This window comes from Undibacterium sp. 5I1, from assembly GCF_034314085.1.
GTDB lineage: Bacteria > Pseudomonadota > Gammaproteobacteria > Burkholderiales > Burkholderiaceae_D > Undibacterium.
On sequence record NZ_JAVIWI010000001.1, the window covers coordinates 2,213,841 to 2,239,084 of the forward strand.

General features: G+C 48.3%; 18 protein-coding genes and 1 pseudogene. 7 read left to right on the forward strand and 12 right to left on the reverse strand.

What is annotated here, in order from left to right:
* Positions 1 to 137: 137 nt before the first annotated feature.
* Entirely contained in the window at positions 138 to 1,007 is an 870-nt protein-coding gene (locus tag RGU72_RS09775; RefSeq protein WP_322119542.1) for a DMT family transporter, read from the forward strand.
* 544 nt (positions 1,008 to 1,551) lie between these two features.
* Entirely contained in the window at positions 1,552 to 2,832 is a 1,281-nt protein-coding gene (locus RGU72_RS09780; protein ID WP_322119543.1) for an MFS transporter, read from the forward strand.
* Positions 2,833 to 2,962: 130 nt separating this feature from the next.
* On the opposite strand, the pseudogene RGU72_RS09785 reads toward RGU72_RS09780, so the two are convergent.
* From RGU72_RS09785 to RGU72_RS09830, 10 genes and pseudogenes are all read right to left on the reverse strand, one after another.
* A pseudogene (locus tag RGU72_RS09785) lies at positions 2,963 to 4,089 on the reverse strand (ABC transporter ATP-binding protein).
* Positions 4,090 to 4,379: 290 nt separating this feature from the next.
* The gene (gene nagZ, locus RGU72_RS09790; RefSeq protein WP_322119544.1) at positions 4,380 to 5,894 is read right to left on the reverse strand and encodes a beta-N-acetylhexosaminidase; all 1,515 of its coding nucleotides are present in this window, start codon (positions 5,892 to 5,894) and stop codon (positions 4,380 to 4,382) included.
* Positions 5,891 to 6,718 (reverse strand): carbohydrate ABC transporter permease, encoded by an 828-nt coding sequence (locus RGU72_RS09795; RefSeq protein ID WP_322119545.1) that lies wholly within the window; start codon positions 6,716 to 6,718, stop codon positions 5,891 to 5,893. The genes nagZ and RGU72_RS09795 overlap by 4 nt, the downstream gene beginning before the upstream one ends.
* The gene (locus RGU72_RS09800) at positions 6,718 to 7,587 is read right to left on the reverse strand and encodes a sugar ABC transporter permease (protein ID WP_322119546.1); all 870 of its coding nucleotides are present in this window, start codon (positions 7,585 to 7,587) and stop codon (positions 6,718 to 6,720) included. Before RGU72_RS09800 ends, RGU72_RS09795 begins: the two co-directional genes overlap by 1 nt.
* A 2-nt stretch (positions 7,588 to 7,589) precedes the next feature.
* Complete coding sequence (locus tag RGU72_RS09805) at positions 7,590 to 8,960, reverse strand: sugar ABC transporter substrate-binding protein (RefSeq protein WP_322119547.1); 1,371 nt, start codon at positions 8,958 to 8,960, stop codon at positions 7,590 to 7,592.
* Between the two features lie 160 nt (positions 8,961 to 9,120).
* Entirely contained in the window at positions 9,121 to 10,131 is a 1,011-nt protein-coding gene (locus RGU72_RS09810) for an SIS domain-containing protein (RefSeq protein WP_322121612.1), read from the reverse strand.
* Positions 10,124 to 11,236: an N-acetylglucosamine-6-phosphate deacetylase gene (gene nagA / locus RGU72_RS09815; protein ID WP_322119548.1), complete on the reverse strand. Its 1,113-nt coding sequence runs from the start codon at positions 11,234 to 11,236 to the stop codon at positions 10,124 to 10,126. Before nagA ends, RGU72_RS09810 begins: the two co-directional genes overlap by 8 nt.
* Positions 11,233 to 11,967, reverse strand: a complete 735-nt coding sequence (locus tag RGU72_RS09820) for a GntR family transcriptional regulator (RefSeq protein WP_322119549.1) — start codon at positions 11,965 to 11,967, stop codon at positions 11,233 to 11,235. Before RGU72_RS09820 ends, nagA begins: the two co-directional genes overlap by 4 nt.
* Before the next feature lie 73 nt (positions 11,968 to 12,040).
* The gene (locus tag RGU72_RS09825; RefSeq protein WP_369124356.1) at positions 12,041 to 13,015 is read right to left on the reverse strand and encodes a BadF/BadG/BcrA/BcrD ATPase family protein; all 975 of its coding nucleotides are present in this window, start codon (positions 13,013 to 13,015) and stop codon (positions 12,041 to 12,043) included.
* Positions 13,016 to 13,342: 327 nt separating this feature from the next.
* Positions 13,343 to 16,084: a TonB-dependent receptor gene (locus tag RGU72_RS09830; protein ID WP_322119550.1), complete on the reverse strand. Its 2,742-nt coding sequence runs from the start codon at positions 16,082 to 16,084 to the stop codon at positions 13,343 to 13,345.
* Between the two features lie 909 nt (positions 16,085 to 16,993).
* On the opposite strand from RGU72_RS09830, the gene RGU72_RS09835 reads away from it, so the two are divergent.
* Positions 16,994 to 17,962: a cupin-like domain-containing protein gene (locus RGU72_RS09835; protein ID WP_322119551.1), complete on the forward strand. Its 969-nt coding sequence runs from the start codon at positions 16,994 to 16,996 to the stop codon at positions 17,960 to 17,962.
* Positions 17,963 to 18,025: 63 nt separating this feature from the next.
* Here RGU72_RS09835 and RGU72_RS09840 read toward each other — a convergent pair whose 3' ends face one another.
* The gene (locus RGU72_RS09840) at positions 18,026 to 18,925 is read right to left on the reverse strand and encodes a LysR family transcriptional regulator ArgP (protein WP_322119552.1); all 900 of its coding nucleotides are present in this window, start codon (positions 18,923 to 18,925) and stop codon (positions 18,026 to 18,028) included.
* 100 nt (positions 18,926 to 19,025) lie between these two features.
* Here RGU72_RS09840 and RGU72_RS09845 point away from each other — a divergent pair, with 100 nt between their 5' ends.
* From RGU72_RS09845 to RGU72_RS09860, 4 genes are all read left to right on the forward strand, one after another.
* Positions 19,026 to 19,628, forward strand: coding sequence for a LysE/ArgO family amino acid transporter (locus tag RGU72_RS09845; RefSeq protein WP_322119553.1), 603 nt, complete (start codon positions 19,026 to 19,028; stop codon positions 19,626 to 19,628).
* 317 nt (positions 19,629 to 19,945) lie between these two features.
* Positions 19,946 to 20,545, forward strand: coding sequence for a TetR/AcrR family transcriptional regulator (locus RGU72_RS09850; RefSeq protein ID WP_322119554.1), 600 nt, complete (start codon positions 19,946 to 19,948; stop codon positions 20,543 to 20,545).
* A 172-nt stretch (positions 20,546 to 20,717) separates the two neighbouring features.
* Complete coding sequence (locus RGU72_RS09855; protein ID WP_322117783.1) at positions 20,718 to 21,836, forward strand: transposase; 1,119 nt, start codon at positions 20,718 to 20,720, stop codon at positions 21,834 to 21,836.
* 281 nt (positions 21,837 to 22,117) lie between these two features.
* Positions 22,118 to 23,587, forward strand: coding sequence for an MATE family efflux transporter (locus RGU72_RS09860; protein WP_322119555.1), 1,470 nt, complete (start codon positions 22,118 to 22,120; stop codon positions 23,585 to 23,587).
* A gap of 462 nt (positions 23,588 to 24,049) precedes the next feature.
* Here the strand turns inward: RGU72_RS09860 and RGU72_RS09865 are convergent, their stop codons facing one another.
* Positions 24,050 to 24,931 (reverse strand): pirin family protein, encoded by an 882-nt coding sequence (locus RGU72_RS09865; protein ID WP_322119556.1) that lies wholly within the window; start codon positions 24,929 to 24,931, stop codon positions 24,050 to 24,052.
* Positions 24,932 to 25,244: the final 313 nt, after the last annotated feature.

A 25,244-nucleotide genomic window follows, 5' to 3' on the forward strand; every position in this document is an offset into this window, starting at 1 on the left:
AAACATCGTGTAGTGCAGAATTAAACCTATTCATTTCATCCATAGAAAAAATAAAATCAGCGCACTCCTATGAGATTATGGCGGTCACTTTATTTAAGGCAACTCGCTGCAGAGCGCGTTGTTAGCCCACTCTACGTATGATCAATTCATCTTCACGACTCCGCTTCCTCCCCGCCATCTTTATTTTTATCTGGGCCTCTGGCTACGTCGTTGCTAAATACGGCCTGCCTTATGCCGAGCCGCTAACTTTCTTATGCTTGCGGTACTTGGGTGTCATCCTGTTTATGGGAGTACTGGCAGTGACCATGCGGGCGCCCTGGCCTGCACGATCCGCCTGGCCACATATTGCGGTGGCAGGTGTGCTGATGCAAGCTGGGTATCTGGGTGGCGTCTGGTGCGCAGTCAAGCTTGGCATGCCAGCCGGGCTGGCAGCCTTGATCGTTAACACTCAGCCCATATTGACCGCCGTATTGGGGCCAGCAATTGGAGAAAAAACGCAAGGCAGACAATGGATCGGTCTAGGTTTCGGGATCATCGGTGTCGGTCTGGTCGTAGCGAACAAAATCTCTGTCGTACATTTATCGGCAGCCAGCATTGCGTTGGCAGTCATGGCACTGTTATCGATGACCATCGGCACCTTGTATCAAAAGAAAACCTGCCCTTCCTTTGATGTACGCACAGGCCAGGTAATCCAGTTTTTGGCATCGCTGATCTTAACGCTGCCATTTGCATTGATGCTGGAAACCCAGACAATACTCTGGACACCAGAATTTTTCGGCGCAATGGCATGGTCTATTTTTGTCTTATCTGGCGTCGGTATATCGGTACTGTTTATCCTGATACGCAACGGAGAGGCGACCAAAGTCACCAGTTATATGTATCTGGTTCCTGCAGTCACTGCGGTCATGGCGTGGCTCATGTTTGGCGAGCGCTTTACCGTCACCGCCGCTGTGGGCATGGCAATCGCGTTGCTGGGCGTGGCTTTGGTGGTTAAACCCGGGCGTTGACTAAAGACAAAGAACACCACATAAGACACATAGAATTAATATACTCCCACTACGTATATTTTAAGTGTCCAGAAGAATACTGGACAATACGTCATTTTTAAAATAAAAAATGGGGAGTATATTCAACTTAAGAAATTACACAGATAACAGAACAAAACTCTGCGCAAGCAACTTCAGCATCAAATTCAGATCAAGCCAGATCAAGCCAGATCAAGCGCACCCATCAAATAACCACCATACCAGTTCGCCAATCTGGCGATTCTGCGTCATTAACACCACAAATTACGTGACTCGAAAATGGGGAGTTAATCGTCATTGAGAACTTTTTGTGATTGATTAAAAGAATTTATCTGATTTTTTTAAATCAAGCACACCAGTGGAATTAAAGTGGCATTATTTAAACAAAACCAGTTGACCTGAGATTTCTCGCCTTGTATGTTGTCCGCTGAGACAAATGGATAGCATTCTTCCACTGCCTACGAGCCGAACCGAGCTGCAGCGAGCAGAACAATAATCTAGCCGAAAACCCTGAGAGATCATCAAGATGAGCACTGAACAGACCACTCACCGACATCCTATGCGCTGGATTCCTACGCTGTATTTTGCGCAAGGCTTGCCATTTTATGCCGTCGCATTGGTCGCGGGCCTGATGTACAAAAGTATGGGGATGCCAAACGACCAGATCGCGCGATGGACCGGACTGATCGGCGCTGCCTGGGTCTTCAAATCCTTATGGAGTCCATTTCTGGAATTGGCCAGTAGTAAAAAATCCGTCGTGGTTATTTTTCAGCTCATCGGTGGCGTAAGCTTGGGTCTGGTCGCACTCTCGCTGCAATTACCCATGTATTTCGCGGTCAGTATTGCCTTACTCGCGGTGGTGGCGTTTGCCTCCGCGACTCACGATATTGCCTGCGATGGTTTGTATATGGCGAGTCTAAGCAATAAACAGCAGGCTGCTTATGCAGGATGGCAAGGCGCATTTTTTAACGCCGCTCGATTTTTTTCTTTAGGCGGCTTAGTTTATTTGGCCGGCTATCTCGAAAAGCACATGGACCCAGCCCATGCATGGATGATCATCTTTGGGATTCTGAGCGTGATGCTGATCGTGCTTGCGCTCTACAATTTGTGGGCCTTACCGGGGACAAAAAATGCGCCGATGAAAACCTCACTCAAAGGTGCATTCTGGATTCTGAAAGACGTCATCATTGATTTTTTTCAAAAGCCAGGCATCTGGATCGCTATCATTTTCATCATCTTGTTCCGTGCCGGAGAAGGCCAGGTACAAACCATAGGGCCACTATTTTTGCGTGAGGCCAAAGAGCTTGGTGGTTTGGGCTTGACCACCGATGAAGTCGGTATCGTGTACGGCACAGCGGGAACCATCGCATTTTTAACAGGTAGTGTACTCGGCGGTTATTTCACTTCTTGGCTGGGACTTAAGCGCGCACTACCTTATCTCATTATTGCGATGAACCTGCCTATTTTGGTATTTGTCTTCTTGAGCAGCAATTTGCCCAGCAACCTCGGCATCATCACTACCGCACTATGTATAGAAATGTTTGGTTATGGCTTTGGTTTTGTCGGCATTATTTTATTCATCATGCAGGTGGTGGCGGTTGGCAAATACCAGACCGCACATTACGCATTGGGATCGGGTGTTATGCAGTTGGGTTTCATCATTTTTAAAATGATCAGTGGCGATATCCAGATCGCCTTAGGGTATAAAAATTTCTTTGTCTGGGCGCTGATTTCTGCCGTGCCGGTCTTGATCTTATCTCGATTTTTAAAATTCGAGGCAGAGCAGAAAGTACCTGTAATAGTATGATTATGCTATCGCAGAGTGGGTCTAAAGACTAGCAAGCATCAACTAAACTAAAGCGCACTCTAAAAAAACAGAATGCGCTTTTTTTACTTCTGCCTAGCATGCCGCACAAATCACATCAGCTTGGCCACGTTTAAGCACGACAAGCCTGCCCTGTGGCATCAAACAAATGGCAACGGGATAAAGGCATCACCACATCGATCTGGCTACCTGCCTTTAACGCGGGCAAGATCGCGCACAAATCCGCACTCAATTTAATGGAGAGACTTTGCTGATCGTTCTTGGCATTGGCGAGGTGTCCATAAATCACTGAGGCATCACCTAGATGTTCAACAAAATCGATGGAAATCTGCAATAAAGGCGCTTCCGGTGAGCCACTTATTGTATGCGGTAAAGCTAGTTGCTCTGCACGCATGCCCAACGTAACAAGATCACCGATAGCGACTTGTGATGTAATCACAGGCAAGGTCAAGCTAGTTCCATCTTTTAAGCTTAACTGCGCATCCTTGCCATTGAGCGCGGTCACTTCCGCACTCAGAAAATTCATTTTCGGCGCGCCTAAAAATCCTGCAACAAACAGATTGGCGGGACGTTCGTATAACGCTAACGGCGTACCAAGCTGCTCTATTTTTCCAGCATTGAATACAACAATACGTTGACCCAAGGTCATCGCCTCCACCTGATCATGGGTCACATAAATCATTGTCGTTTTTAAATCCTGATGCAGCCGACTCAACTCAATCCGCATCTGCACGCGCAGACTGGCATCAAGATTAGAGAGTGGTTCATCAAATAAAAATAGTTTGGGCTGACGCACAATCGCGCGACCAATCGCGACACGCTGGCGTTGACCACCGGACAGATCTTTTGGTTTGCGTTGTAGTAAATGGCTGATCTGTAATATGCCAGCAGCCTGCTGAACGGCATCGTCAACTTGCTGCTTTTTTGCCCCGCCATTTTCAAGCTGAATGCCATGTTGTCGTAGACTGACATATGCGGATACAAAGCATAGGACTGGAACACCATCGCCAGACCGCGCTTGGCTGGCGGGATATCATTGGCGCGTTCCCCATCAATGAATAGCTCGCCATCCGTGATGTCTTCTAATCCGGCGATCATGCGTAGCAAAGTCGATTTACCGCAACCCGAGGGGCCGACAAAAACAATGAATTCACCGTCTTGGATATCGAGATTGATACCTTCGATGACTTTGGTGTCGTTGTAGTGTTTTGTGATATTGCGTAGTTGGACTTGAGCCATTTTTGTTCCGGTGTCCTCTCGAACTAACATTTTTACACTTGGTAGTGACATGCCGGGAGTAACCCGGCGGCCACTTACTTTTCTTTGCTTTGCCAAAGAAAATGTAAGCAAAAGAAAGGCGACTGCAACAGTTACAATTCAACATCCAGAGCCAGTTCAAAAACCTAATACGGATGTCCAATACTCATGCGGCTGGTGGCAGCATTTCCTTTGTAACCCCTTATGTTTATTGGGCAAGTAAAAGTAATGATTAGGGTGCGTCATGCACACCACTCCTGCTACCAAATTTCTCAAACGTCAAAACCAACCACAGGCAATTTACCTTCAGCAAGAATATCTCCACGGAGCCAAGCAGCGACGGCATCAATCGCTGGCGTAGCAAAACCATAGGTAATCAATGCAGGCGATTGAATGTCCAGCGACTGAAACGGATTCCATAACACCAGATGCAAATCCGGTTTCCATTCCTGACGGATTTTATCGTTGTAACGCAAACGGATTGTGGAGGCGAGTATCGTAAAGCGACCATCATCGGGTAATGCGCTCCAGTCAAATTCGTTCGCCCGATCAAATTGCACGGTATCGACATCATAAATTTCACTCAACATCGCGCTGACTTTTTCGGAATGGACACCCGCTTCCGAGACGCCGTCGCTGACGACGTTGGCGCTGATCACCAAGCGGACTTTACTGCCGGGTACCGGCGCTTTTGGATTATGGTAAGGCGTCAATCCGCGTTTCCAGCCCTCTGCCATTAATTGCAAATCTTGTGCTTCGGTTTGATAGGCGATTTGATGCCCCGTTTGTTGGCATGGATACCGTTGCGTTAGTCTGGTGACCCGTGCCAGACGTTGCTGCAATCCTGTCGCGTCAATCTGCCCGTTTTGTATGCCATCAGTCAAGGCTGCCAGTGTCTCGATCTGGGTTTCCCTGGTGCCTAAGGCCATCACCAGATCAGCACCCGCATCCAAGGCAATCACGGCGGCTTTGCCTGCGCCATAACGACCGGCGATCGCGTGCATGTCCATGCCATCGGTAATGACGACGCCCTGATAATTCCATTCATCGCGCAAAATACCGGTCAGGATTTTTTTCGACATCGTGGCGGGATAATCGGCATCCAGTGCGGGATACACGATGTGTGCCGTCATCATCGCTGGCGCGGCGTCTTTGGCCATACGAAAAGGTGCAAACTCAAGCGCATCCAGTTCTGCACGAGACTTATCGACCGTCGGCAAATCACGGTGCGAATCGACATTGGTGTCGCCATGCCCAGGGAAATGTTTCACGCAGCACGCTACGCCCTCGGACAAACTACCTTCCATCCACGCCATTGCTAATCGGCTTGCCTTCTGCGGATCAGAGCCAAATGAGCGTTCAGAGATGACGGGATTATCAACGTTATTATTGAGATCCAGTACCGGAGCGAAATTCCAGTTAAAGCCCAGGCTTTTCACAGCACGCGCTACCGCCGCACCTACCGCGCGACATAGCTCAGGATCATCGCTAGCTCCCAACGACATTGCAGCGGGCGGTTGCGGCACCCAGGTCGAACGCACTACCGCTCCGCCCTCCTGATCAATGCCGATCAAGGCATCTGGCCCCATGACTTCTCGCAAATCTGCCGTGAACTTAGTTAGCTGCTGAGCATCCATCATATTCTGGCGAAACAGACAAACTGCGCGGATATGATTGTCACGTAAAAATTGCGCCATCTCTGCATCAAGCGAGGTACCGGGCATACGTATCATGATCAGTTGACCTGCGATTTTTTTTGCCGCTGCGTTAGTCATTATGTTTGTCATTTCACTGCTCCATCCATGCCGCGCATAAAAAAGCGCTGGGTAAATAAAAAGGCGACGAGTACCGGCGCGATCGTCAAAATAGTGCCCGCAGCAATCACCCGTGTACTGCTACCGTAAGTACCACGCAGATACAGCACACCTGCTGACAAAGGAAAATCATCGGGCTTACTAATTACGATAGAAGGCCAGATATAGTCATTCCACGCTTCCACCGCAGTCAAAATGCCGACGGTTGCTAACCATGGCGTGATCAATGGCAAAACGATTTTCCAGAAAATAATCCACTCCGGTGCACCATCCACTCTGGCGGCATCAATCAGGTCTTGTGGTACTTCATCGAAGGCTTGTTTCAACAGCAGTATCGATACCGCGGTCACCACATTCGGCAAGATCACACCGGTATAAGTATTGACCAAGCTTATCTTGGTCAGAGTGATAAAGTTCACCAAAAAATTCACTTCTGACGGCAAAATCATGGTTGCCAGTATCAGTCCAAAAACCAGCTTGCTACCGCTAAAGCGCATACGTGACAGCGGATAAGCAGCTAGTGAGCACAGTAGTAATTTCCAGCACACAGTCGCTACGGTAATTAGCAAGGAATTTTTATAAAACGCGATCATCGGGATCACGCGGAATACTTCAATAAAATTGTCCATTGATACCGCTTGTGGCATAAAGCTGGGCGGGAATTCAAAAATATTGCCCTCAGTCGATACCGCCACTACCAGCGTCCACCAGAATGGAAATACGCACAGCACTGCTAACGCGATTAGCACCGTATATTGAAGAATAATTTTAAACAGATGCTGGATAGAATGCGACATCACCGGTGCCTCGGCTTCAAGTAGCGCAGGCAGGCTAATGCGATGGCAATGCAAGACAATGACATCACAAAACTTGCAGCAAGACCGCGTGGCAATTTCAGATGTTTTAAACCCTGATCGTAGGCATAGTAGAGCGCGGTAAAAGTTGAATTCATCGGACCGCCCTGTGTCAGGACATCGACCTCCTGATATGCCTTCAGCGCAGCTAAAACGGACATGATGGTACAAACCATGATGGTTGGAAATAGCATGGGTACGGTGATCTTCCAAAACCGTTGCCATAGATTTGCTCCATCGAGTACAGCGGCTTCTTGCATCTCAGAGGGAATGGATTGCAACGCTGCCAAGTACATCACCATATACCAACCGAGCCCGCGCCAGAGGGAGACAAACATAATCGAGAAGATCGCTAGACTGTCATCCGATAACCAACCCAGCGGTTGATTGATGGCGTGAAGTTTCAGAAGCACATAATTCAATGCGCCCTGATCGTGAAACATAAATCCCCACATAATCCCGACTACTGCAACCGTGGTCACCACCGGCACATAATAAGCCGCACGGAACCAGCGTATCGCTGGCAATTGGGTATTGACCAGCGTCGCCAATACGATTGCGCCAATCTGGATAAACGGGACGATGAATAAAAATAGTAGGGAGTTTTTAAGACCGCTGACAAACATTGCATTTCCAAAGATGTAGCGATAATTATCCCAACCCATCCAATGCGTCGTGCGGACTAAACTGAAATCGGTAAAGCTCAGATAGGAGCCATATAACACTGGCCAGAACGAGAACAACGCGAGCAACAACAAAGCCGGTGCGAGGAATACATAGGCAATCACATTATGTCGTCGAAAGGCGGACATGATCAGTTGTCTTCCTTCGCCATCGTTCTGGCGTGGGTTTGTGCATTAACGTCAGCCGCCAGCTTTTTATTCCAGATCGCCACTGCCTCATCGAGTGCCAGCTTGATCTCTTTTTTGCCCGTCATTCCCGCCTCTACTGCCTGCACCAAAAACCGCCGCAACTCATCGTAATCAGTGATGCCATCCACGTACAAACTGCGTGAATACTGCATAGAACCAGCAGCAACGGTCTGCGCAATTTCTGCTGCGCCCGCATGATCCGGTATCTGTGCAAAGTAAGAATTAGCAAGTGCTTTGACCGTGGTCGGCATGACTTTGGCAATCTTAGCAAAGGCTAATTGATTCTCGTCGTTCGTCAGAAATTGGGCAAACTCAGCAATCGCGGGAAGCGATCGGGGATTGACGCCTTTTGGTACAGCGAAGTTGAACATCCAACCACCGTCGGCAATACCCGTGGGACCAACAGGCGCAGGGAAAATCGCAGTATTGGCATAGATTTCGGCAGAGTCAGCCTGAATACGTTTTAAGGCAGTTGGCGCGCTGACCATCATGCCTAGGCGACCGCCCAGATAGGCATCCACCACGGCGGGGAAATTATCTTCGGCGAATAATTTATCTTTCAAAAAACCGTTCGCCTTATAGGTGTCAGCAAGCTTTTTGATCAAGGCGATATGGGCGGGCGAATTAAATACAGCCTTACCATCTTTGATGAGCGGCAGACCTTGCTGCATCAAAAAACCATCGATCTTGCCTAGCGCAGGCGCGTAGCCAGCTTTGCCCGTTTTGGCCGCAATCTGGCGTGCGTAGGCTAGCAGCTCATCCATATTTTTCGGTGCTTGCGTGATCCCAGCAGCACTCAGAATTTTACGGTTGTAGGCAATCACATTGACGTTGCTGTAATGCGGAAAGCCGTAGAGCTTGCCGTGAAAAGTCAGATCATCGAGCGCGCCTTTGGTGTAGACCGTTTTGTTCTTCATCAGCCCATCAACCGGCTCGATCAATCCGTCACGCGCAAATTCTTCTGCCCATGGCACGCTGAGATTGACCAGTGAAGGCGGTGTACCTGCCGCAATCGAAGTGATGAGTTTCAGTTGCAAAATATCCCAGGGAAAATCTACCCACTCGACTTTGACACCGGGGTGTTGTACCTCATAGGTTTTGACCAGCGTTTGAAAATACGGAATGAACTTCGGCTTTAAGCTCATGGTCCAGAATTCGATTTTTTCTGTAGCGTTTACGCTAGGCATAGCAAGCACAGAGACCGTTACCGCGAACGAGAATAGGAATATGGCGCGCCGCATGGATGCCGCTAGCCTTGCAAGGATTTTGCTAGCTCGCTGCCCCATCGCTGAACGCCACATTCTGCCTGACAAAGGAATACTCCCCTATTTTTTTGTAAAATATCGTTGATTGTCCAGGTTTTCTATGGACAATATAAATATACTAACTAGGAGTATATTTATAAACAGTTTTAAAAAAAGCGCTATGCTCTTTCGTTACCAAATGCGCACTAGTGTTTTTCCTGGTGCGATTTCAATTCGTCTTGGTCACTTTACTTAAATGCCGTGGCTTGTCAGGATCTAATCCGCGGGCGATCGACAAGTGCGCTGCCATGACATAAAACGCCTGAATCGCCACGATGGGATCAAGGTCTGGTGTGGCAGCGGTAGGCAATGTCAGGTTACGTTCTTTGACGTCGATCGGTGCTGCCAGTAACACATTAGCGCCACGGCCACGCATCTCTTCTGCCAGCGCAATTAAGCCTGCTTGGGTAGGACCACGCGTTGCAAAAATCAGCAGAGGATAGCCATCATCAATCAGGGCCATCGGGCCATGTTTGATCTCTGCACCACTAAATGCTTCTGCCTGTATGACCGAGGTTTCTTTAAATTTCAACGCTGATTCCAGTGCGACTGGGAAGCTGATACCGCGCCCGACGGTCATAATGCGCGACGCTGGGGTTAGCACTTCTAAAGCATTAGACCAGTCGCAACGGGTAGCCGCCTCTAAGGCTTCTGGCAATGATTCAATCGCGCTCAAAAATTCTGCATCGTTTTGCCAATTGCCTGCAACACGCGCACCAGCAACCAGTGAGGTAATAAAACTCTTAGTCGCGGCGACACTCAACTCTGGCCCTGCATGCAAAGGCAAAGTCCATTCGGCACTCTGTGCTAATGGCGATGTCGCATCGTTGACTAATGCCACCGTAGAAGCGCCACCTTCACGAAAATAACGAATCGGCTCAATCACATCCGGGCTTTGTCCCGACTGCGAGATTGCAATTGCCAGCGCATCGCGGGCATGCAACGGTGACTTATTCAATGTCACTAAAGACATCGGCAAAGAGGCAACGATACGACCCAAGCGCGACATAATCAGGTAGGCCGAATAATTGGCGGCATGATCCGAACTACCACGCGCCACCGTCAAGACTGATGATGGCGGATGATCTCTGAGATGTTTTCCCAACGCGATATAACGGTCTTTGTCCTGCGTCAGTTGATGTGCCACAAACTCGGCGGACGAACAGGCTTCCTTAAGCATTTGCGAGGTCAATCTTTTCTCCTTCTACATACACAGCAATCAGGTTGAGCTTGCGGTCAAGCACGACGATGTCGGCATAACTATCCACTTGCAAACGACCACGATCAGATAAGCCGAGATAATCGGCGGCATAAGTGGAAACACGCTTAGACGCGTCCTCAATGTCGAGACCGATGCTGACCAGATTGCGCAAGGCTTGATCCATCGTCAAGGTGCTACCCGCCAGCGTGCCATCTTCGAGTCGCACGCCACCCAGGCATTTATGTACAACCTGACGACCGAGCATATACTGACCATCGGGCATACCAGACGCAGCGGTCGAATCAGTGACGCAATACAGATGCGGAATCGCCCGCATTGCCGCCCTGATCGCACCAGGATGAACATGCATCAGATCAGGAATAATTTCAGAAAATTGTGCATGCGCCAGTGCTGCGCCGACCATGCCCGGCGCGCGATGATCAAGGCGCGACATGGCGTTATACAAGTGCGTAAACCCCTTGGCACCGTTTTCTAAAGCAGCGACGCCCTCTTCATAGGTACCCAGTGTATGGCCGAGCTGTACCACCATACCCATATCGGTCAGCTCACGCACCAGTTGTAAATGACCTTCCATTTCTGGTGCAACTGTGATCAGTTTGATCGGTGCAATATCGTGTAAATGCTTAACCTGTTCCAGCGAGGCAATCCTTGCGAAATCTGGTTGCGCACCGAGCTTGCCCGGATTGATATACGGGCCTTCCAGATGGACACCAAGTACCCGCGCTGCGCCTTTGGTTCTAATTTCGCATACTGGCTTTAAAGCGTGCAGTGCTGCTTCCAGATCGGCCATGGGCGCGGTCATGGTAGTTGCCAGCAAACTGGTCGTGCCGTGCTGTGCGTGCATGCGTGCAATGACCTCGGCAGCATCACCTGCTTCCATCGTGTCTTTGCCGCCAGCACCATGCACATGCAGGTCAACAAAGCCGGGCAAAATATATACTTGCTGATTTTGTGCCGGATTAATTGTCGCACCATGGATTGCCGTCACGCGCTCTGCAAAATCGATAGAGCCGCTAACCCAACCGGAAGAAGTCAGGACATTGCCTTGCAAAGTTCCACTCATCTGAACAGCTCCGCAACGAAATCATAATAATCACTGCGACAAAACGAGTGCGTCAGTTCTACCGCAGCACCGGTCGGCAAGTAACCAACGCGGGTGATGTAGAGCATTGCCGCACCTTGTTTAATGCCTGCCAGCTTGGCTTGCTCAGCGGTCGCATTGACGGCACGGATGTGTTGCAAGGCGCGGGTCGGCGTGACGTTATGCGATTCCAGATAACCATACAAACTGTCGGTGACTAATTTAGGATTGGGTAAATAGATTGCCGGTATGGTCGTGCTCTCTATCGCCATCACTACATTATCAGCAGTGCGCAAGCGCTTTAGCCGCGATACCACAGTGTTGGGCGACAAACCTAATGACAAAATCTCTTCCGGTGCGGCGATACCGGTTTCGCGTGAAATCCATTGCGAACCTGGTGCAAAACCACGTTGACGCAGCTCTTCACTAAAGTTAGTCAGACGGGATAAAGGTTGCTCTAATTTTGGGGTGATGTACGTGCCAGAGCCATGCTTGCGGGTGAGCAGTCCACGCTCGCATAACATATCGATGGCTTTGCGCGCAGTGACGCGAGAAATCTCTAATACCTCGGACAATAAACGCTCTGATGGCAATGCCTCGTCTGGCTGCCAGATGCCGCTATGGATGCCTGTTGCTAATTTGTTCGCCAGTTGCAGATACAAGGGCGTAGAGCTTTCGCTATCTGGTTTGAAATCACTTAATTGCGCTTGCATAGTTTTTTCCTAGTGAAGCGTTTTTACAAATTACTCATGAATTTGCGATTAAATTTTTACTGCACGTTCTATATTAATAATTGATCTGACGCTGAATCAAAATCAATGCACCCGCTGCTGAGTCCGATTTTGGCTTTACGATGCGAGACAATAAATCTAAAGGCAAGTAAGGCAACATCGGTTCTGCCAAGCCACCGCACAAAGCAATCGGCAACAATCCCGACGGATCTAATGCGGACGCCATTTTAGCGACTTCGCTACCCGCAGCCAGCATGATGCTACCAGCACTGGTCGTCGTGGGTGCATGCGCAATCACGACCGGTGCCAGCTGGGCATAGTTTGTTTGATTTGCCTTGGCTAGCCAGTTGAATATGAGATCACGACTCTCAGTGTTGCTTCTGTTCGCTTTATGTTCAGTCTCATTTTCAGCTTCAGTAAGAGCATCAGGGCCAGCACACGCTTGCAATAATGCTGCAGAAAACGCATCCTCTGGACTGCGTCCATCCAGCACATGCTGAATATGATTGATGGCTCTTAAACCCAACCAAGCCCCACTGGCTTCATCGCTGGATGGAAAACCCCAACCACCGACCTCACGACGGGTGCCATCCACTAACATCGCCTCGCCTGCACTGCCTGTGCCTAATGCAATAATCGCACCAGCCGCGCCTTGATGTGCGCCTAACAAAGTTGTCTCGGCATCAGTTCCGATCGCCAAGGAACCAAAGCCCGGATTTTTTACATAGAATTCTGTTGCCCATTGCTTGTTATGAATACCCGCCAAGCCACAACCTGCGGCAATTTCTCGTAAGGGCGGCATCGCCAACCCTGCATCAAAAAACGCTTTTCTGGTAGCGGCAAGAATCGATTGCCAGGCTGACTCAATCCCATGCATCAAACCAGATGGTCCCGCACTGCCCTGACCGACTTCAGTACCGCCAACCTGCACCAGACGCACTCGGGTTCCGGTGCCGCCGCCATCGACGCCTATCAGGTATTGGTATTGATCAATCACTCTCTCGCCCATAGAATTTTTATTGGTTTTCACTAAGTTCTTACTGTTAATTCTGCTTTTTGCAGTGCAGTAAGACATCCTAGAGCTTTTACATAGTGGTTGTCAATAGGTATTTAAGTGGTATTTAAAAATCTTTTGTACTAGCGAATCATTATTTCTTTTATTTTGCAGAGCGATGGGGTCGCTAATGGCACCCATATTGATCACATCTATCTCAATCAAGTGATTGGATGACAGCTTCGACCAGATTACTTTCGCTAAGAAAAAGGTGACGGAGCATATGCCCCGTCACCGATAATTTGAGGGGTTTGAAATCAGCACCAACATTAGCATCGATATCAAACATCTCAGTCACTCATATTACATTTTTGCGTGCAAAGTCAGGTAGAACTGACGACCACTCTGGTACACAGAACGTGGCTGATCTTCATTTAAGGCATAGTATTTTAGCGTTGGATTATTCAAATTTTGCGCATCTAAAGTGATACCAAAATTCTCATTAATCTTATAACCAAAGGATGCTGACACTGCTCCGGTTGCCGCCTGCGAGAATGCAGTCTGACGATCTAAGCCACTGTAGAAGCTGGACCGATAACTATAGGACAGACGCGCATTAAACTTATCATCTTCGTAGTAACCACTCAGATTGTAAGTATTTTTGGAGGCACCCACGACGTCTTTTGAATCAGCATCTTTGGCATCAGCATAAGTGTAGTTAGTAGAGAAACCAAAGTTCTTACCGACTGGCTGCTCATACGCTAACTCGATACCTTTAACCTTGGCGCTGGTATTGGTTGGAACCGATAAAATATACGGCACCATCGCACCTTGTGGTGTCTGAGCGCTGTACGTCATATAGCTCTTAGAGACTTGCCCTATCCCGACATAGCTAGTCAAATCCATATAGAACAAACCTGCGGATAACAAAGAACGCGGTGCAAAATACCATTCTAAGGACGCGTCAAAGTTATTCGAGCGAATCGGTTTCAGATCAGGATTAGCGCCACTACCGCTACCTACACCACCGGCAACTGCTGGCGGACTCAGGCTGATCGCACTTGCCAGTGCGCCGTAGTCTGGGCGAGTCATCGTCTTCGATACAGCAAAACGGGCAACCAGATCTTTGGTGACATCAAGACGTAAATTCCCACTTGGTAAAATATCGTTGTAGGTATTATCGAATTGCTGACGGATGAATGGACCAAACAGGGATGTTGTGATCGCACCAGGCGTCGTAGCGGTGGCAGCAAATGGTAAGGTCACGCTTTCTTTAGTTTGTACAAAACGGATACCAAAGTTACCGCTCCAGCCTTGACCTTCCAGATTGCTTTGGATATACGCGGCACTGGTGTTTTCTTTAAGTGCGAACTCAGACGCCCAGTTTTCACGAGAGCCATCGGTCGGACGCAAAGCATATTGCGCGTCATAAGCCGCTAACTGACCAGCGGTATAGGACCAGACGTTGGTTGGAAAATTACCACCAAGACCACTACCAAAATTACCTGGGTATGAAACTGTTCCGCCAGCAGGTAAATTGTTGAATGCAGAGCCATCCAAAACCGGACGTTGATTATTCACAAAATCATTGTTGCGCTTATGCTCGGTCGCACGAACACCAAATTTCAGGTTGGTAAAGACACCCTGATTAATCGCATATTCACCATCCAACTTCGCCCATGTTTCTTTATCTTTGACACTGACTTGCTGATCGCCGAAAATCCAATCCAGACCAGTATTGGCATTGCTGGAATTATTAGTCGTACCAAGATTCCAGTTGGCGGCGCTGCCAATGCCGTTCAAGCCCCAGGAAGCACCACTACCTTTGCCTGTATCCCATTCAGCCACGTCTTGTGTCAAGGTTTTTCCTGTACCACTGGAAGTTCCCAACTGACCATTTAACTTGAAGGACGAATTGACACGCCAGCTTGCTTCAACGCTGACAAAATTAGTATCAGAACCAGCATCAGGACGGGAAATCTGATCGTAGATGCCGTATTGCGTACCAGCGACACCAGTGAAGTTAGCATTGGTCAGAGTTTTTACGCCGTTGGTCGTGCTCACAACATAACCAGGATCAGGCGCTTGTCCTGCACCGCCATTGATGAAGTGGGTGCCCCACATCATATAGTTACGATTATAGTTAGCAGCATCCATCGTCGAACTGAAGGCATTGACATCGATCGTAAAATCATTGCTTGGTTTGAATTGCAAATCAATCAAACCACCCTGACGCTTACGTACTTGTTCAAATAATGCAGAGCCCATTAATCCTGGGTAGTACACTCCAGCCAAATCAGGATTAGACAGGGCAACTTTGCTGTTAGGTGCAATTTTTTCGTAACCCAAAATCTCTTGGCCATCACGGCGCAGACTACGTTTTTCAGAAAATGCCTGAATCATTACGCCAAAAGTATTGGCATCATTTTTCCAATTCAGCAATGCACTCACTTGCGGATCTGTCTTTTTAGGCAAATCGGCATAGACCGCGCCGATCGTTGCTTCCGCAGTGAACTGTTTTTTGAAATCTAAGGGCTTGCGAGTAATGATATCGACGGAACCAGCAACACCACCCTCAACCAAACTAGCCTCAGATGACTTATGGACTTCAACACGGCTAACCAGTTCTGATGGGAGCAAGGTATAGCTGACACTACGTCCGACACCAGGACCACTTTGATTCAGGACAAACCAGTCACCTGCCGCCATGTTGTGACCGTTGATTAAGGTCTGAGTCAAACTTGGGTTGGTGCCGCGCATACTGACGCGATCGTTTTCATCAAAGCCACCTTCGTTACCACTAGCAGAACTTGTTGTAACACCAGGCAAACGCTGCAATGAGTCAGCGACGTTTTTATCTGGCATTTTGCCGATATCTTCGGCAGTGATTACATCCAGATGTGAATCCGCATTACGTTTTTGATTTAAAGACTGTTGTGCAGCAGCGCGAATACCCGTAACCACCACTTCTTGTGCTGCCGGATCGACTTGCTGCGCTTGTGCTGACATTGCGACTGTCATGATTAGCACTGCAACACCGGACGCGATTGGCGTCAGTTTAGGCGTTGATTTAGGTGCTAACTTAAGTGTCAGATTACTTTTCATTTACTCCCCCAAGATTTATCAATCAAAACAATTTGATGCCCTGCTGCGAGATATTTTTTTCTATACAGAAGAGCGTTTCGATACCACCCGCGATACTGCAACTTACCAAGTCAAACATACAAAACCACTTAAATGCCACAATTTAAAACTAACTCTATAAAACGACACAAGGTCTTTACTTACTCAATCAGGCCATGGCATTTCAAATGCGCAGACCGTGGTTAAATAAAAACTGAATCTGATTGAGTAAGATAAAAAATCTCTAGCAAGATCACTCTCATGCTTTTTATCTTTGGGGCGACTGATACTTTGATTTTCGCCTGAAATAGGAAGCAGTGGGCTCACTGTAGTTAGCGTAAAAGTGGCTGTCAAGCGGTATCTACGTGGTATTACTGATACTCATATTGGTACTAATAAGATGAATTAAACAAACATTACAAGCCATTGATTTAAATCATTAATTATTTAATTCAAATATGTTTTTTATAAAAGTGGACTGATTAGTTTTTACAACAAACAAATAAGCTTAATCATTTATCAGATAAACGATATTGCAGAGAAATTTTTTCTGACGGGGGGTTATCTTGGGCGTTCTCGCTTGAACAACAGGCTTAAAAATCGATACAAAATTTGTCCATTGTCATAGAGAGAAACCGTCTATTTTTTTGAAAAATCAACAAAGAAAATCAAACCCATCGCAATCAAATTAGCGAATGAGGCATAAAATAGCATTCAGGACTGGATCTATAATTGGTATTAATGTCTTATCTAACGATGAAGTACACTCAGCGTCATTCGTGATTTTTTGAATCAAAACAAGGCAGCAACCCGACCACCACCACCCGCTTCGCTAGTATGAATTTGAGAAGCCAGATCAAAGTACATCGCTACTTTTAAAGAATACAACTCATGTCAAACCTTGAATTAAAGCCACTGAGAGAATTTCATCACCTGGATGAAACGACTTTTTTGCGCGATGTGATTGGTGCGCACCAGCCCTGCGTCTTACGCGGATTTGTTAAACATTGGCCCTCAGCTCAGCAAGCGTCGGCAGAGGCTACTTATCGTTATTTAAAAAATCTGGATAACGGTGCCGCCGTCGATGTGATACTGACACCGCCCCAAGAGGACGGCCGTATTTTTTATAATGAGACGTTGGATGGTTTTAATTTTTTACGGAATAAATTATCAATCTCGGCGGTGTTAGATCAAATCATGCGCTACAGCCAGTTTGATCAGGCACCTTCCCTCGCGATACAAAGTGCATTAATCGCTGAATGTCTGCCTGGCTTTTTGGTGGACAATGTTTTGCCATTCATGAGTGAGCAAATCGCTCCCCGAATCTGGCTTGGCAACAAGGTGACGACACCTGCTCATATTGACACTTCCTACAATATTGCCTGTGTTGTCAGCGGTAAGCGACGCTTTACGATCTTCCCACCAGATCAGGTGGGCAACTTGTATATTGGCCCTTTAGACTTTGCACCAACCAACTCACCGATAAGTCTGGTGTCGTTCAAACAGCCGGATTTTCAGCAATTCCCCCGGTTCAAACAAGCACTGGAACATGCTCTCGTTGCAGAACTGGAGCCTGGTGATGCAGTCTATATCCCAACTTTGTGGTGGCATCATGTGGAGTCGCTGAGCAAGTTCAATGTCTTGATCAACTATTGGTGGGGCGGCTCGATCCGCACTGAACAAGCGCCAAGTACGCCCTTTGAATGTCTGGTGCATTGTCTGACGAATTTAAAACAACTACCGCCAGATCAAAGAGCCGCCTGGGGTGCTTTATTCCAACATTATGTATTTTCCCAAGACGATCCTGCGGCGCATATTCCGTCACATAGACGCGGCGTTATGGATGGCAGAACTGAATGAGTTGTCTTAGCTGGCGAACACGCATTTTTCACGCGCGACTAAAAAGAAATTACTTTTGAATGATTAGCGCAAGGTCTTTTGTGCTGCCTCGTGAACCATCGAGGAAATACGATCCAGATAAGTTGAACTAATTCTCCAGCGATGCCAATACAATGAAATATCTAGCGGATACTTCTTCGCGATATGGATCAGTTCCCCTCGCTGCAAAGCTGACTCAACAATGTGCTCTGGCATCATGCCCCAACCAAGACCTGCGCACGCCGCCTGAAAAAATGAGCGGGTAGATGGAATCATGTGTATACGTGGTCGAATTAAATTTGTCGTGAAGCGTGATATAAAAACGTCTTGCAATGCATCCTTTTGATTGAACTTCAACATAGGGGCAAGCTCAAGCGCTTTTGCATTAACGCCCTTTGGAAAATAGCGTGTCTTGAACTCCGTTGTAGCAACTGCCAGATAACGCATGACACCCAGCGGCTCAACTTTACATCCTTGAATTGCATCTGTGCTGGTACTCACTCCAGCCATTACGCTACCTTCGCGCAATAGCGCCATTGAGTAATCCTGATCCTCGGTTCTGACATCCAATATCATCGAACCATCAAGTGCAACCGCCTGAAATACTGAACTAAACCAGCTATCCAACGAATCCGCATTCAAGACAATCGGAATTCTTACGGCAACAGAAGCATCTTCTGTTTGCACAGATAAACCAGAAAACATTTCTGATTCCAGCAAAGCCACCTGCTCGGCATAACGCAAAAATATACGCCCTGCTGCCGTAGGCTGGCAGGGTGTTGTGCGTTGGATCAGGATTTGCCCCAAACGATCCTCAAGCAACTTGATTCGCTGACTAATTGCTGAAGGTGTCAGGTTTAACTTCCGGGCAGCAAGCTCAAAGGTTCCCTCATTCAGTACGGCAGCAAATGCGGATAGCTGGGCATTATCGACTTTGATATTCATTTTTTCTAATGTAGATTAAAAATATTTAGCTTTACTTAATGATTCTAGCTGAATAATCTGCGCTATCCCTTTATTACTTTATTGATTGCGCTAGGTTTATATGATCTCTGATTTTCTCTCTGGATTTCTATCGGGAGCAACCCTCATACTCGCCATCGGGGCTCAGAATTCTTTTGTCTTACGACAAGGTATACGGAATGAGCATATTGTTCCGGTCGTTCTAGTGTGCTCCTGCGCAGACGCATTGCTGATCATGGCTGGGGTTGCAGGTCTTGGACTACTGATTCAATCGAATCCTGCTGTACTAACTTTCGCACGATATGGCGGAGCGATATTTTTGGCGGCATATGGTATCGCTGCGGGAAAGCGAGCACTCCAGTCAAATCGCCTAGTGGTTAACGCCGAGATTGGCGCATCCCTGGGCACCGCCATAGCGACTTGTCTAAGCTTCACTTTTCTCAATCCACATGTTTATCTGGATACAGTGATCCTTCTGGGCTCGCTAGCCAATCAGCGCCAAGGCGCGGGTCGATGGATTTTTGGACTTGGCGGCTCAATGGCTAGTTTCGCCTGGTTCTTTGCGCTGGGGTTCGGCGCACGCAAACTCGCGCCGCTATTCAGCAAATCAATCGCATGGCGCTTACTAGATACGGCGATCGCAATTTCTATGATCGGACTCAGCGTGATGCTATTCATAGGCTGAGAATACTGACGCCGGAAAACCTCATCCATACAGGTCGTTTGCTAGTAGTTATTTATTCACTCTAGTTTCGACCATGTTTGCGCATCAAAAACTATTGAGTGATTTACAGCTAATAAAACAGTCCTGCAACAACCGTACCCAATTCTCTCTCAGTATGGAAATACCCTTGCTGTTCCTGAGCAAGATAAACACCGCCAACCGTCTAACAAGCCTAGAAATAAGTTATTTTTAAATTTTTATAGATGATACTAATAATCTATTTTATTTATGATGATTATCATCTATGATGTATTTATTGACCAAATCGGGAGCAGGTAATGCCACGGGTATCACGCGAACAAATGGAATCCAATCGTGCGACGATTGAAGATGTTTCGGCTCGCTTATTCCGCGAGCAAGGTATTGCTGGTGTCAGCGTGGCGGATTTGATGTCGGCAGCTGGGCTGACGCATGGCGGGTTTTATGGCCACTTCGCCTCAAAGGACGAACTCGCCGCTGTCGCCTGTGAACACGCCTTTGCAAAAGCAGCACAGAGCCGGGAAAAACGCACAAAACAAGCAGGCTCAGGCGTGGACGGTGCCGCCAGTTTAAAAAACTATGCCGACCATTATCTGACCTCGCGCCATAGAGATAATGCCGGCCAAGGTTGCCCGGCGGTGGCATTTGCGACGGATGTGATGCGCGAAACGCCGGGTAAACCAGTGCGCGACGCCTATCTGAGCGGCATTAAAAATATGGCAAAAGCACTTGAAACTATGGCGGGTGCAGGCGCGCAAACTCAGCGTGAGCAAGCACTGGTGGCAATGGCAACCGTGGTCGGCGCAATGACGCTGGCAAGAGCGACCAAGGGCGATCCTTTGTCAGATGAATTACTGGCGGCGGTACGCGGATTTTTTGCACATCAAAATGCAGATTAATACTCTTGAAACTAATTACTGAATTGATCAAGAAGTTAATCCGAGTTAATTGAGGTTCTTGCAAAACGAAACACCGGAGAGTAATTTTATTGCGAGAAGCGCAAAATAGATGAGAAAGGAGCGGCCATTTCTGGCAAGATGAAAGTGACTAAACAACCATCTGCGCTCCGCTATGAATCCTACACAACGCCTGCTGATAATGCAACGCTGGAATTTACTGCAACACGATTTGCTACCGGAGATAAAACAGCAATGCGGGTCACTGACGCCGAAGCTGGAAAAATTGATTCATGTACTAGACTGGGTGCGCATCGAAGAATTTGTGTCGGACCAATGGCAAGGGATAGGACGCAAACCGCATGACCGTGGTGCATTGGCCAGCGCCTTCATCGCCAAAGCTGTGTTGGGGCTCAATACAACAGCGGCCTTAATAGAACGATTGACGATGGATCGCAGTTTAAAACGGCTGTGCGGCTTTGAGATGTGGAAAGAAGTTCCGAATGAAGCCACTTTTTCGCGCGCCTTTGGCGAATTTGCCCAAGCCAAATTAGCGGAGAAAGTGCACGAAGCGCTGATCAAGAGTTATTTAGGCGACAGCCTCATTGGACACATCAGCCGTGACGGCACGGCGATTGCGGCGCGCGAGAAGCCGAAGAAACACATGAAAGTTGTTTCCGTAGAAAAGGCCCAAAAGCAGCGCCGTGGACGGCCAAAGAAAGGCGAGATAAGGCCGCCAAAGGAAGAGAAAGTGACCAAGATAGGCTGGCAGTTGACGCAAACTTTACCGAGCATCGTCAATGCTTTACCCAAAGAGTGTGACCGCGGCACTAAATGCAATGCGCAAGGTTATAAAGTGAGTTGGAACGGCTACAAGCTGCATATCGACACCGCTGACTGCGGCGTTGCCATCAGTGCGCTATTGACCAGCGCCTCGGTGCACGATAGTCAAACGGCGGTGCCGTTAGCAACGATGACGGCCGCACGAGTAACGAATTTGTACGATTTGATGGATGCAGCGTATTGCAGTGAAGAGTTAAGGGCACACAGCAAAAGTCTTGGCCACGTGCCATTAATTGATCACAACGCACGCGGCGGGGAGAAGAAACCGTTCGCCCCGCATGAACAACAGCGTTATAAAGAACGCACGCAAGCTGAACGTACCAATGGCAGGCTGAAAGACGAATTTGGTGGCACGACAGTACGGGTGCGTGGTAGCGAAAAAGTGATGTCGCATTTGATGTTTGGTTTATTGGTATTGACCGCAGATCAGTTGATGCGTTTATTTACGTAACAGCTTTGCTTTTAAAGAGTCGAAAAAAACAACGTTTCCCAACGTTCATAGGGGCAGTGATGGTCACATAGGGATTGACACGCCATAAAACGATAATCCGGCACAAATTCATGTCACATGTGCCGCTTCAAACAAGAAAACCAATCGCAACAGTGGCCACACCCATGCTCGACTTTACTGGTTTGGGTATTTTGCAAGAAGCTCAATTAGTAAAACCATGCTGCAAACCCATATTGAAAGATCGTATGCAAACCGCTCCCAGCACTAACATAAGCGCTCAAATGAGCGCTACTCCAGATACGATAAAGCTAGTAGCGGCAACCGCCATACCTGATACATCAATGGATGCACGCACTAGGCTGTTGCTGGAAGCACCGATTTTATCGACCTTATTGCGGCTAGGCGCACCGAATGTTTTGGTGATGGCAGCACAAGCCGCAGTGGGCTTGATCGAAACTTATTTCGTCGGCAAATTAGGTACCGATGCGCTGGCAGGTATGGCGCTGACCTTCCCTGTTGTGATGTTGATGCAAATGATGTCGGGCGGTGCAGTAGGCGGTGGGATTGCATCTGCAATTGCGCGGGCACTGGGCGCTCGGCGGCGGGCTGATGCCGATGCATTGGTGTTGCATGCAATGTTGATTGCGCTTGGATTTGGATTGACGTTTACGCTGATTGTGCTGACGGGCGGACATTGGCTGTATAGCCAGATGGGCGGCAATGGCGGCTCGCTAGATGCTGCACTCACTTATTCCAGCTGGGTATTCTCAGGTGCGGTGCTGATCTGGTTATTTAACTGCTTCGCGGCGATTATCCGGGGTACCGGCAATATGGCTTTTCCGGCGATGGTGACTTGCGTGGGAACGGTGGTATTGATTCCTTTGTCACCCTTGCTGATCTTTGGCTGGGGACCTATCCCGCCTATGGGTATTGCCGGCGGTGCGATGGCCTTGCTGGCATATTATTTTGTCGGTTGTATCGTATTTTTTATTTACCTGCGATCCAGCAAAAGCTTATTACGTCCAACTCTGGTCAACTTCACATTCCAGAAAAAATTGTTTGGCGACATTTTAAAAGTGGGATTGATCGGCGCAGTATCTACGGTTGCGACCAATGTCACCATTGGTATTGCGACGGCATTTGTAGGCAGCTTTGGCACTGCCGCGATTGCCGGTTATGGCACTGCATCAAGGCTTGAATATTTGCTGGTACCGCTGGTATTTGGCTTGGGCGGCCCATTAGTCACCATGGTCGGCACCTGCATAGGCGCAGGTCAGCATGAGCGGGCTTTGCGGGCAAGCTGGATTGGCGCTGGCATGGCGTTTGTGGTCACAGAACTGATTGGTCTATGGGCCGCATTTTTCCCGCACGCCTGGCTGAGTATTTTTAACAGCGACCCGGCGATGCTGGAAGCGGGTTCACAATATCTGCATATAGTTGGTCCAGTGTATGGCTTCTTCGGACTGGGTCTGACGCTGTATTTTTGCTCGCAAGGAGCTGGGCGTTTGATGTGGCCGTTGCTAGGTAATATTGTCCGCCTGTCGGTTGCTGGTATCGGTGGCTGGATGGCAATGCATCATAGCGGCGGCTTGGCTGGTGTATTTTTGGCGCAAGCTGTTGCGCTGGTGATTTATGGGGTAGTCAATGCGACTGCGATTGCTGGCGGCGCTTGGTTTGGCCCAATCGGATGGCCGCGCACCACCAATGGTTTGCTGCGGCGCTTGAACGATAAAAGAGCCGCGTCAGCTTAGGCGGCTCGCTTGCAAGTGATGGTTCTTAAAGCTGTTGCTCTGTGGGCTGCGGTTGTTAGAGCAACAGCAAGATTACGGCTAAAGGCACGCAGAAACGACATGCGTCCCGGTAAGCTTTGTTGAATAATTCAGTTAGCTGATCATTGAAAAAACGATCCGGTGCGCCCTTTATCATCGGCCTGAATAAACAACATGGCGGGGGATTATAAACAAGCAGTTATCTACGTAAAATTTGGCAAATTTAATATACTCCCCATTTATTTTGCCAAATATGCCTTATTGTCCAATTAATAAATGGACACTCCATATATACCTAGTGGGAGTATATTAAATTGACGATAAAAAAAAGACCTATTCTCACGCTGAATAGATGTGTTTAATCATCGCCTAACTACCCTTTTGCCCACATTCATATCGCCATCACCTAGCAACTATCGCGATGTCAGGCACGCTTTAGTAGTGCTAGTGATCAGGCAAGGGTATCCATTCCGACTCACCCGGCACCGGCGGGAACAGGCTTGTGTCCTGATTGGCCCATGCTAGTTTCGCGGCCTCTAAACGCTCCTTAGAAGTGGACACAAAATTCCACCACAAGCTGGGCGCTTTCTCCAAGGCGTCGCCGCCCAACAGCATCAAAATACTATCGGCATCGGCCTTGATCACAATATCCTCGCCAGCTTCTAGCACCAGCAGCGTGCCCGCCTCTATAGGCTGCCCATTCACAACGACGCCGCCACTGATAACGTATAAGCCTCGCTCAGCGTACGCCGCCGCTGTCGCCGGAATATCCAGCGTAGCGCCCAGATCCAGCCATGCGGCCACATATAAAGTGGGGCTATGACAAACCACTGGCGAAGTCTGGTCAAACACCCGACCTGCCAAGACATGCAGCCGCACGCCAGTCCATTCAATCCGTGGCAATTCATCCGCCGGATAATGATGGAAGGCTGGCGTAATCTCTTCATCTTTTTCCGGCAACGCTACCCACATCTGCAAACCCTGTACTGCGATGCCTTGTTCACGGATATCCTCAGGCATACGTTCTGAATGCACTATCCCGCGTCCCGCAGTCATCCAGTTAATATCTCCAGGCACAATTCGCTGCACACTACCCAGACTATCTCTGTGCATCATTGCGCCGCTAAACAAGTAGGTCACCGTTGCCAGACCAATGTGTGGATGGGGTCTAACGTCACCGGCGTGCCCACCTGGAGTGAAGAACGCCGGACCCATATGATCAAAAAATACAAACGGTCCGATGCGTCTTATCGTTGCATCCGGCAGCAAACGCTTCACTGGGAAGCCAATATCGCGGGTCTGGCCGCGAATTAATTTAATGGTCATAACAATCTCCTGAAAACGATTAAATTTAGGATTTATTAAAATTATCTCTGCAAGGTATCGTGACGATGAGATTACTTTATACGGATAAGCTGTCGTAGTTGCAATCCAACCGAACGCAGCGTGTCAGATAATGAACGTCTGAAATAGGCAAATTGCGGTTATTAGCGATCATCAAACGTACGTCTGGTTGAGACTGAGAGGTGACACTAGCGATGATGTTTTAAGGTTTGAGATGAGAGGCGGCGCGCGGCTTGCAGAGTGCTGTTCTCTCGATTGAATCGTTAAGTGCTTCACGCTTCATGGACGTCCCTAC

What these genes read in the sequence shown, in the direction of transcription:
- RGU72_RS09775 (WP_322119542.1), top strand. Translation starts at nt 138, where the DNA reads ATGATCAATTCATCTTCACGACTCCGCTTCCTCCCCGCCATCTTTATT.
- RGU72_RS09780 (WP_322119543.1), top strand. Translation starts at nt 1,552, where the DNA reads ATGAGCACTGAACAGACCACTCACCGACATCCTATGCGCTGGATTCCT.
- nagZ (WP_322119544.1), bottom strand. Translation starts at nt 5,894, where the DNA reads ATGACAAACATAATGACTAACGCAGCGGCAAAAAAAATCGCAGGTCAA.
- RGU72_RS09795 (WP_322119545.1), bottom strand. Translation starts at nt 6,718, where the DNA reads ATGTCGCATTCTATCCAGCATCTGTTTAAAATTATTCTTCAATATACG.
- RGU72_RS09800 (WP_322119546.1), bottom strand. Translation starts at nt 7,587, where the DNA reads ATGTCCGCCTTTCGACGACATAATGTGATTGCCTATGTATTCCTCGCA.
- RGU72_RS09810 (WP_322121612.1), bottom strand. Translation starts at nt 10,131, where the DNA reads ATGCTTAAGGAAGCCTGTTCGTCCGCCGAGTTTGTGGCACATCAACTG.
- nagA (WP_322119548.1), bottom strand. Translation starts at nt 11,236, where the DNA reads ATGAGTGGAACTTTGCAAGGCAATGTCCTGACTTCTTCCGGTTGGGTT.
- RGU72_RS09820 (WP_322119549.1), bottom strand. Translation starts at nt 11,967, where the DNA reads ATGCAAGCGCAATTAAGTGATTTCAAACCAGATAGCGAAAGCTCTACG.
- RGU72_RS09830 (WP_322119550.1), bottom strand. Translation starts at nt 16,084, where the DNA reads ATGAAAAGTAATCTGACACTTAAGTTAGCACCTAAATCAACGCCTAAA.
- RGU72_RS09835 (WP_322119551.1), top strand. Translation starts at nt 16,994, where the DNA reads ATGTCAAACCTTGAATTAAAGCCACTGAGAGAATTTCATCACCTGGAT.
- RGU72_RS09840 (WP_322119552.1), bottom strand. Translation starts at nt 18,925, where the DNA reads ATGAATATCAAAGTCGATAATGCCCAGCTATCCGCATTTGCTGCCGTA.
- RGU72_RS09845 (WP_322119553.1), top strand. Translation starts at nt 19,026, where the DNA reads ATGATCTCTGATTTTCTCTCTGGATTTCTATCGGGAGCAACCCTCATA.
- RGU72_RS09850 (WP_322119554.1), top strand. Translation starts at nt 19,946, where the DNA reads ATGCCACGGGTATCACGCGAACAAATGGAATCCAATCGTGCGACGATT.
- RGU72_RS09855 (WP_322117783.1), top strand. Translation starts at nt 20,718, where the DNA reads ATGAATCCTACACAACGCCTGCTGATAATGCAACGCTGGAATTTACTG.
- RGU72_RS09860 (WP_322119555.1), top strand. Translation starts at nt 22,118, where the DNA reads ATGAGCGCTACTCCAGATACGATAAAGCTAGTAGCGGCAACCGCCATA.
- RGU72_RS09865 (WP_322119556.1), bottom strand. Translation starts at nt 24,931, where the DNA reads ATGACCATTAAATTAATTCGCGGCCAGACCCGCGATATTGGCTTCCCA.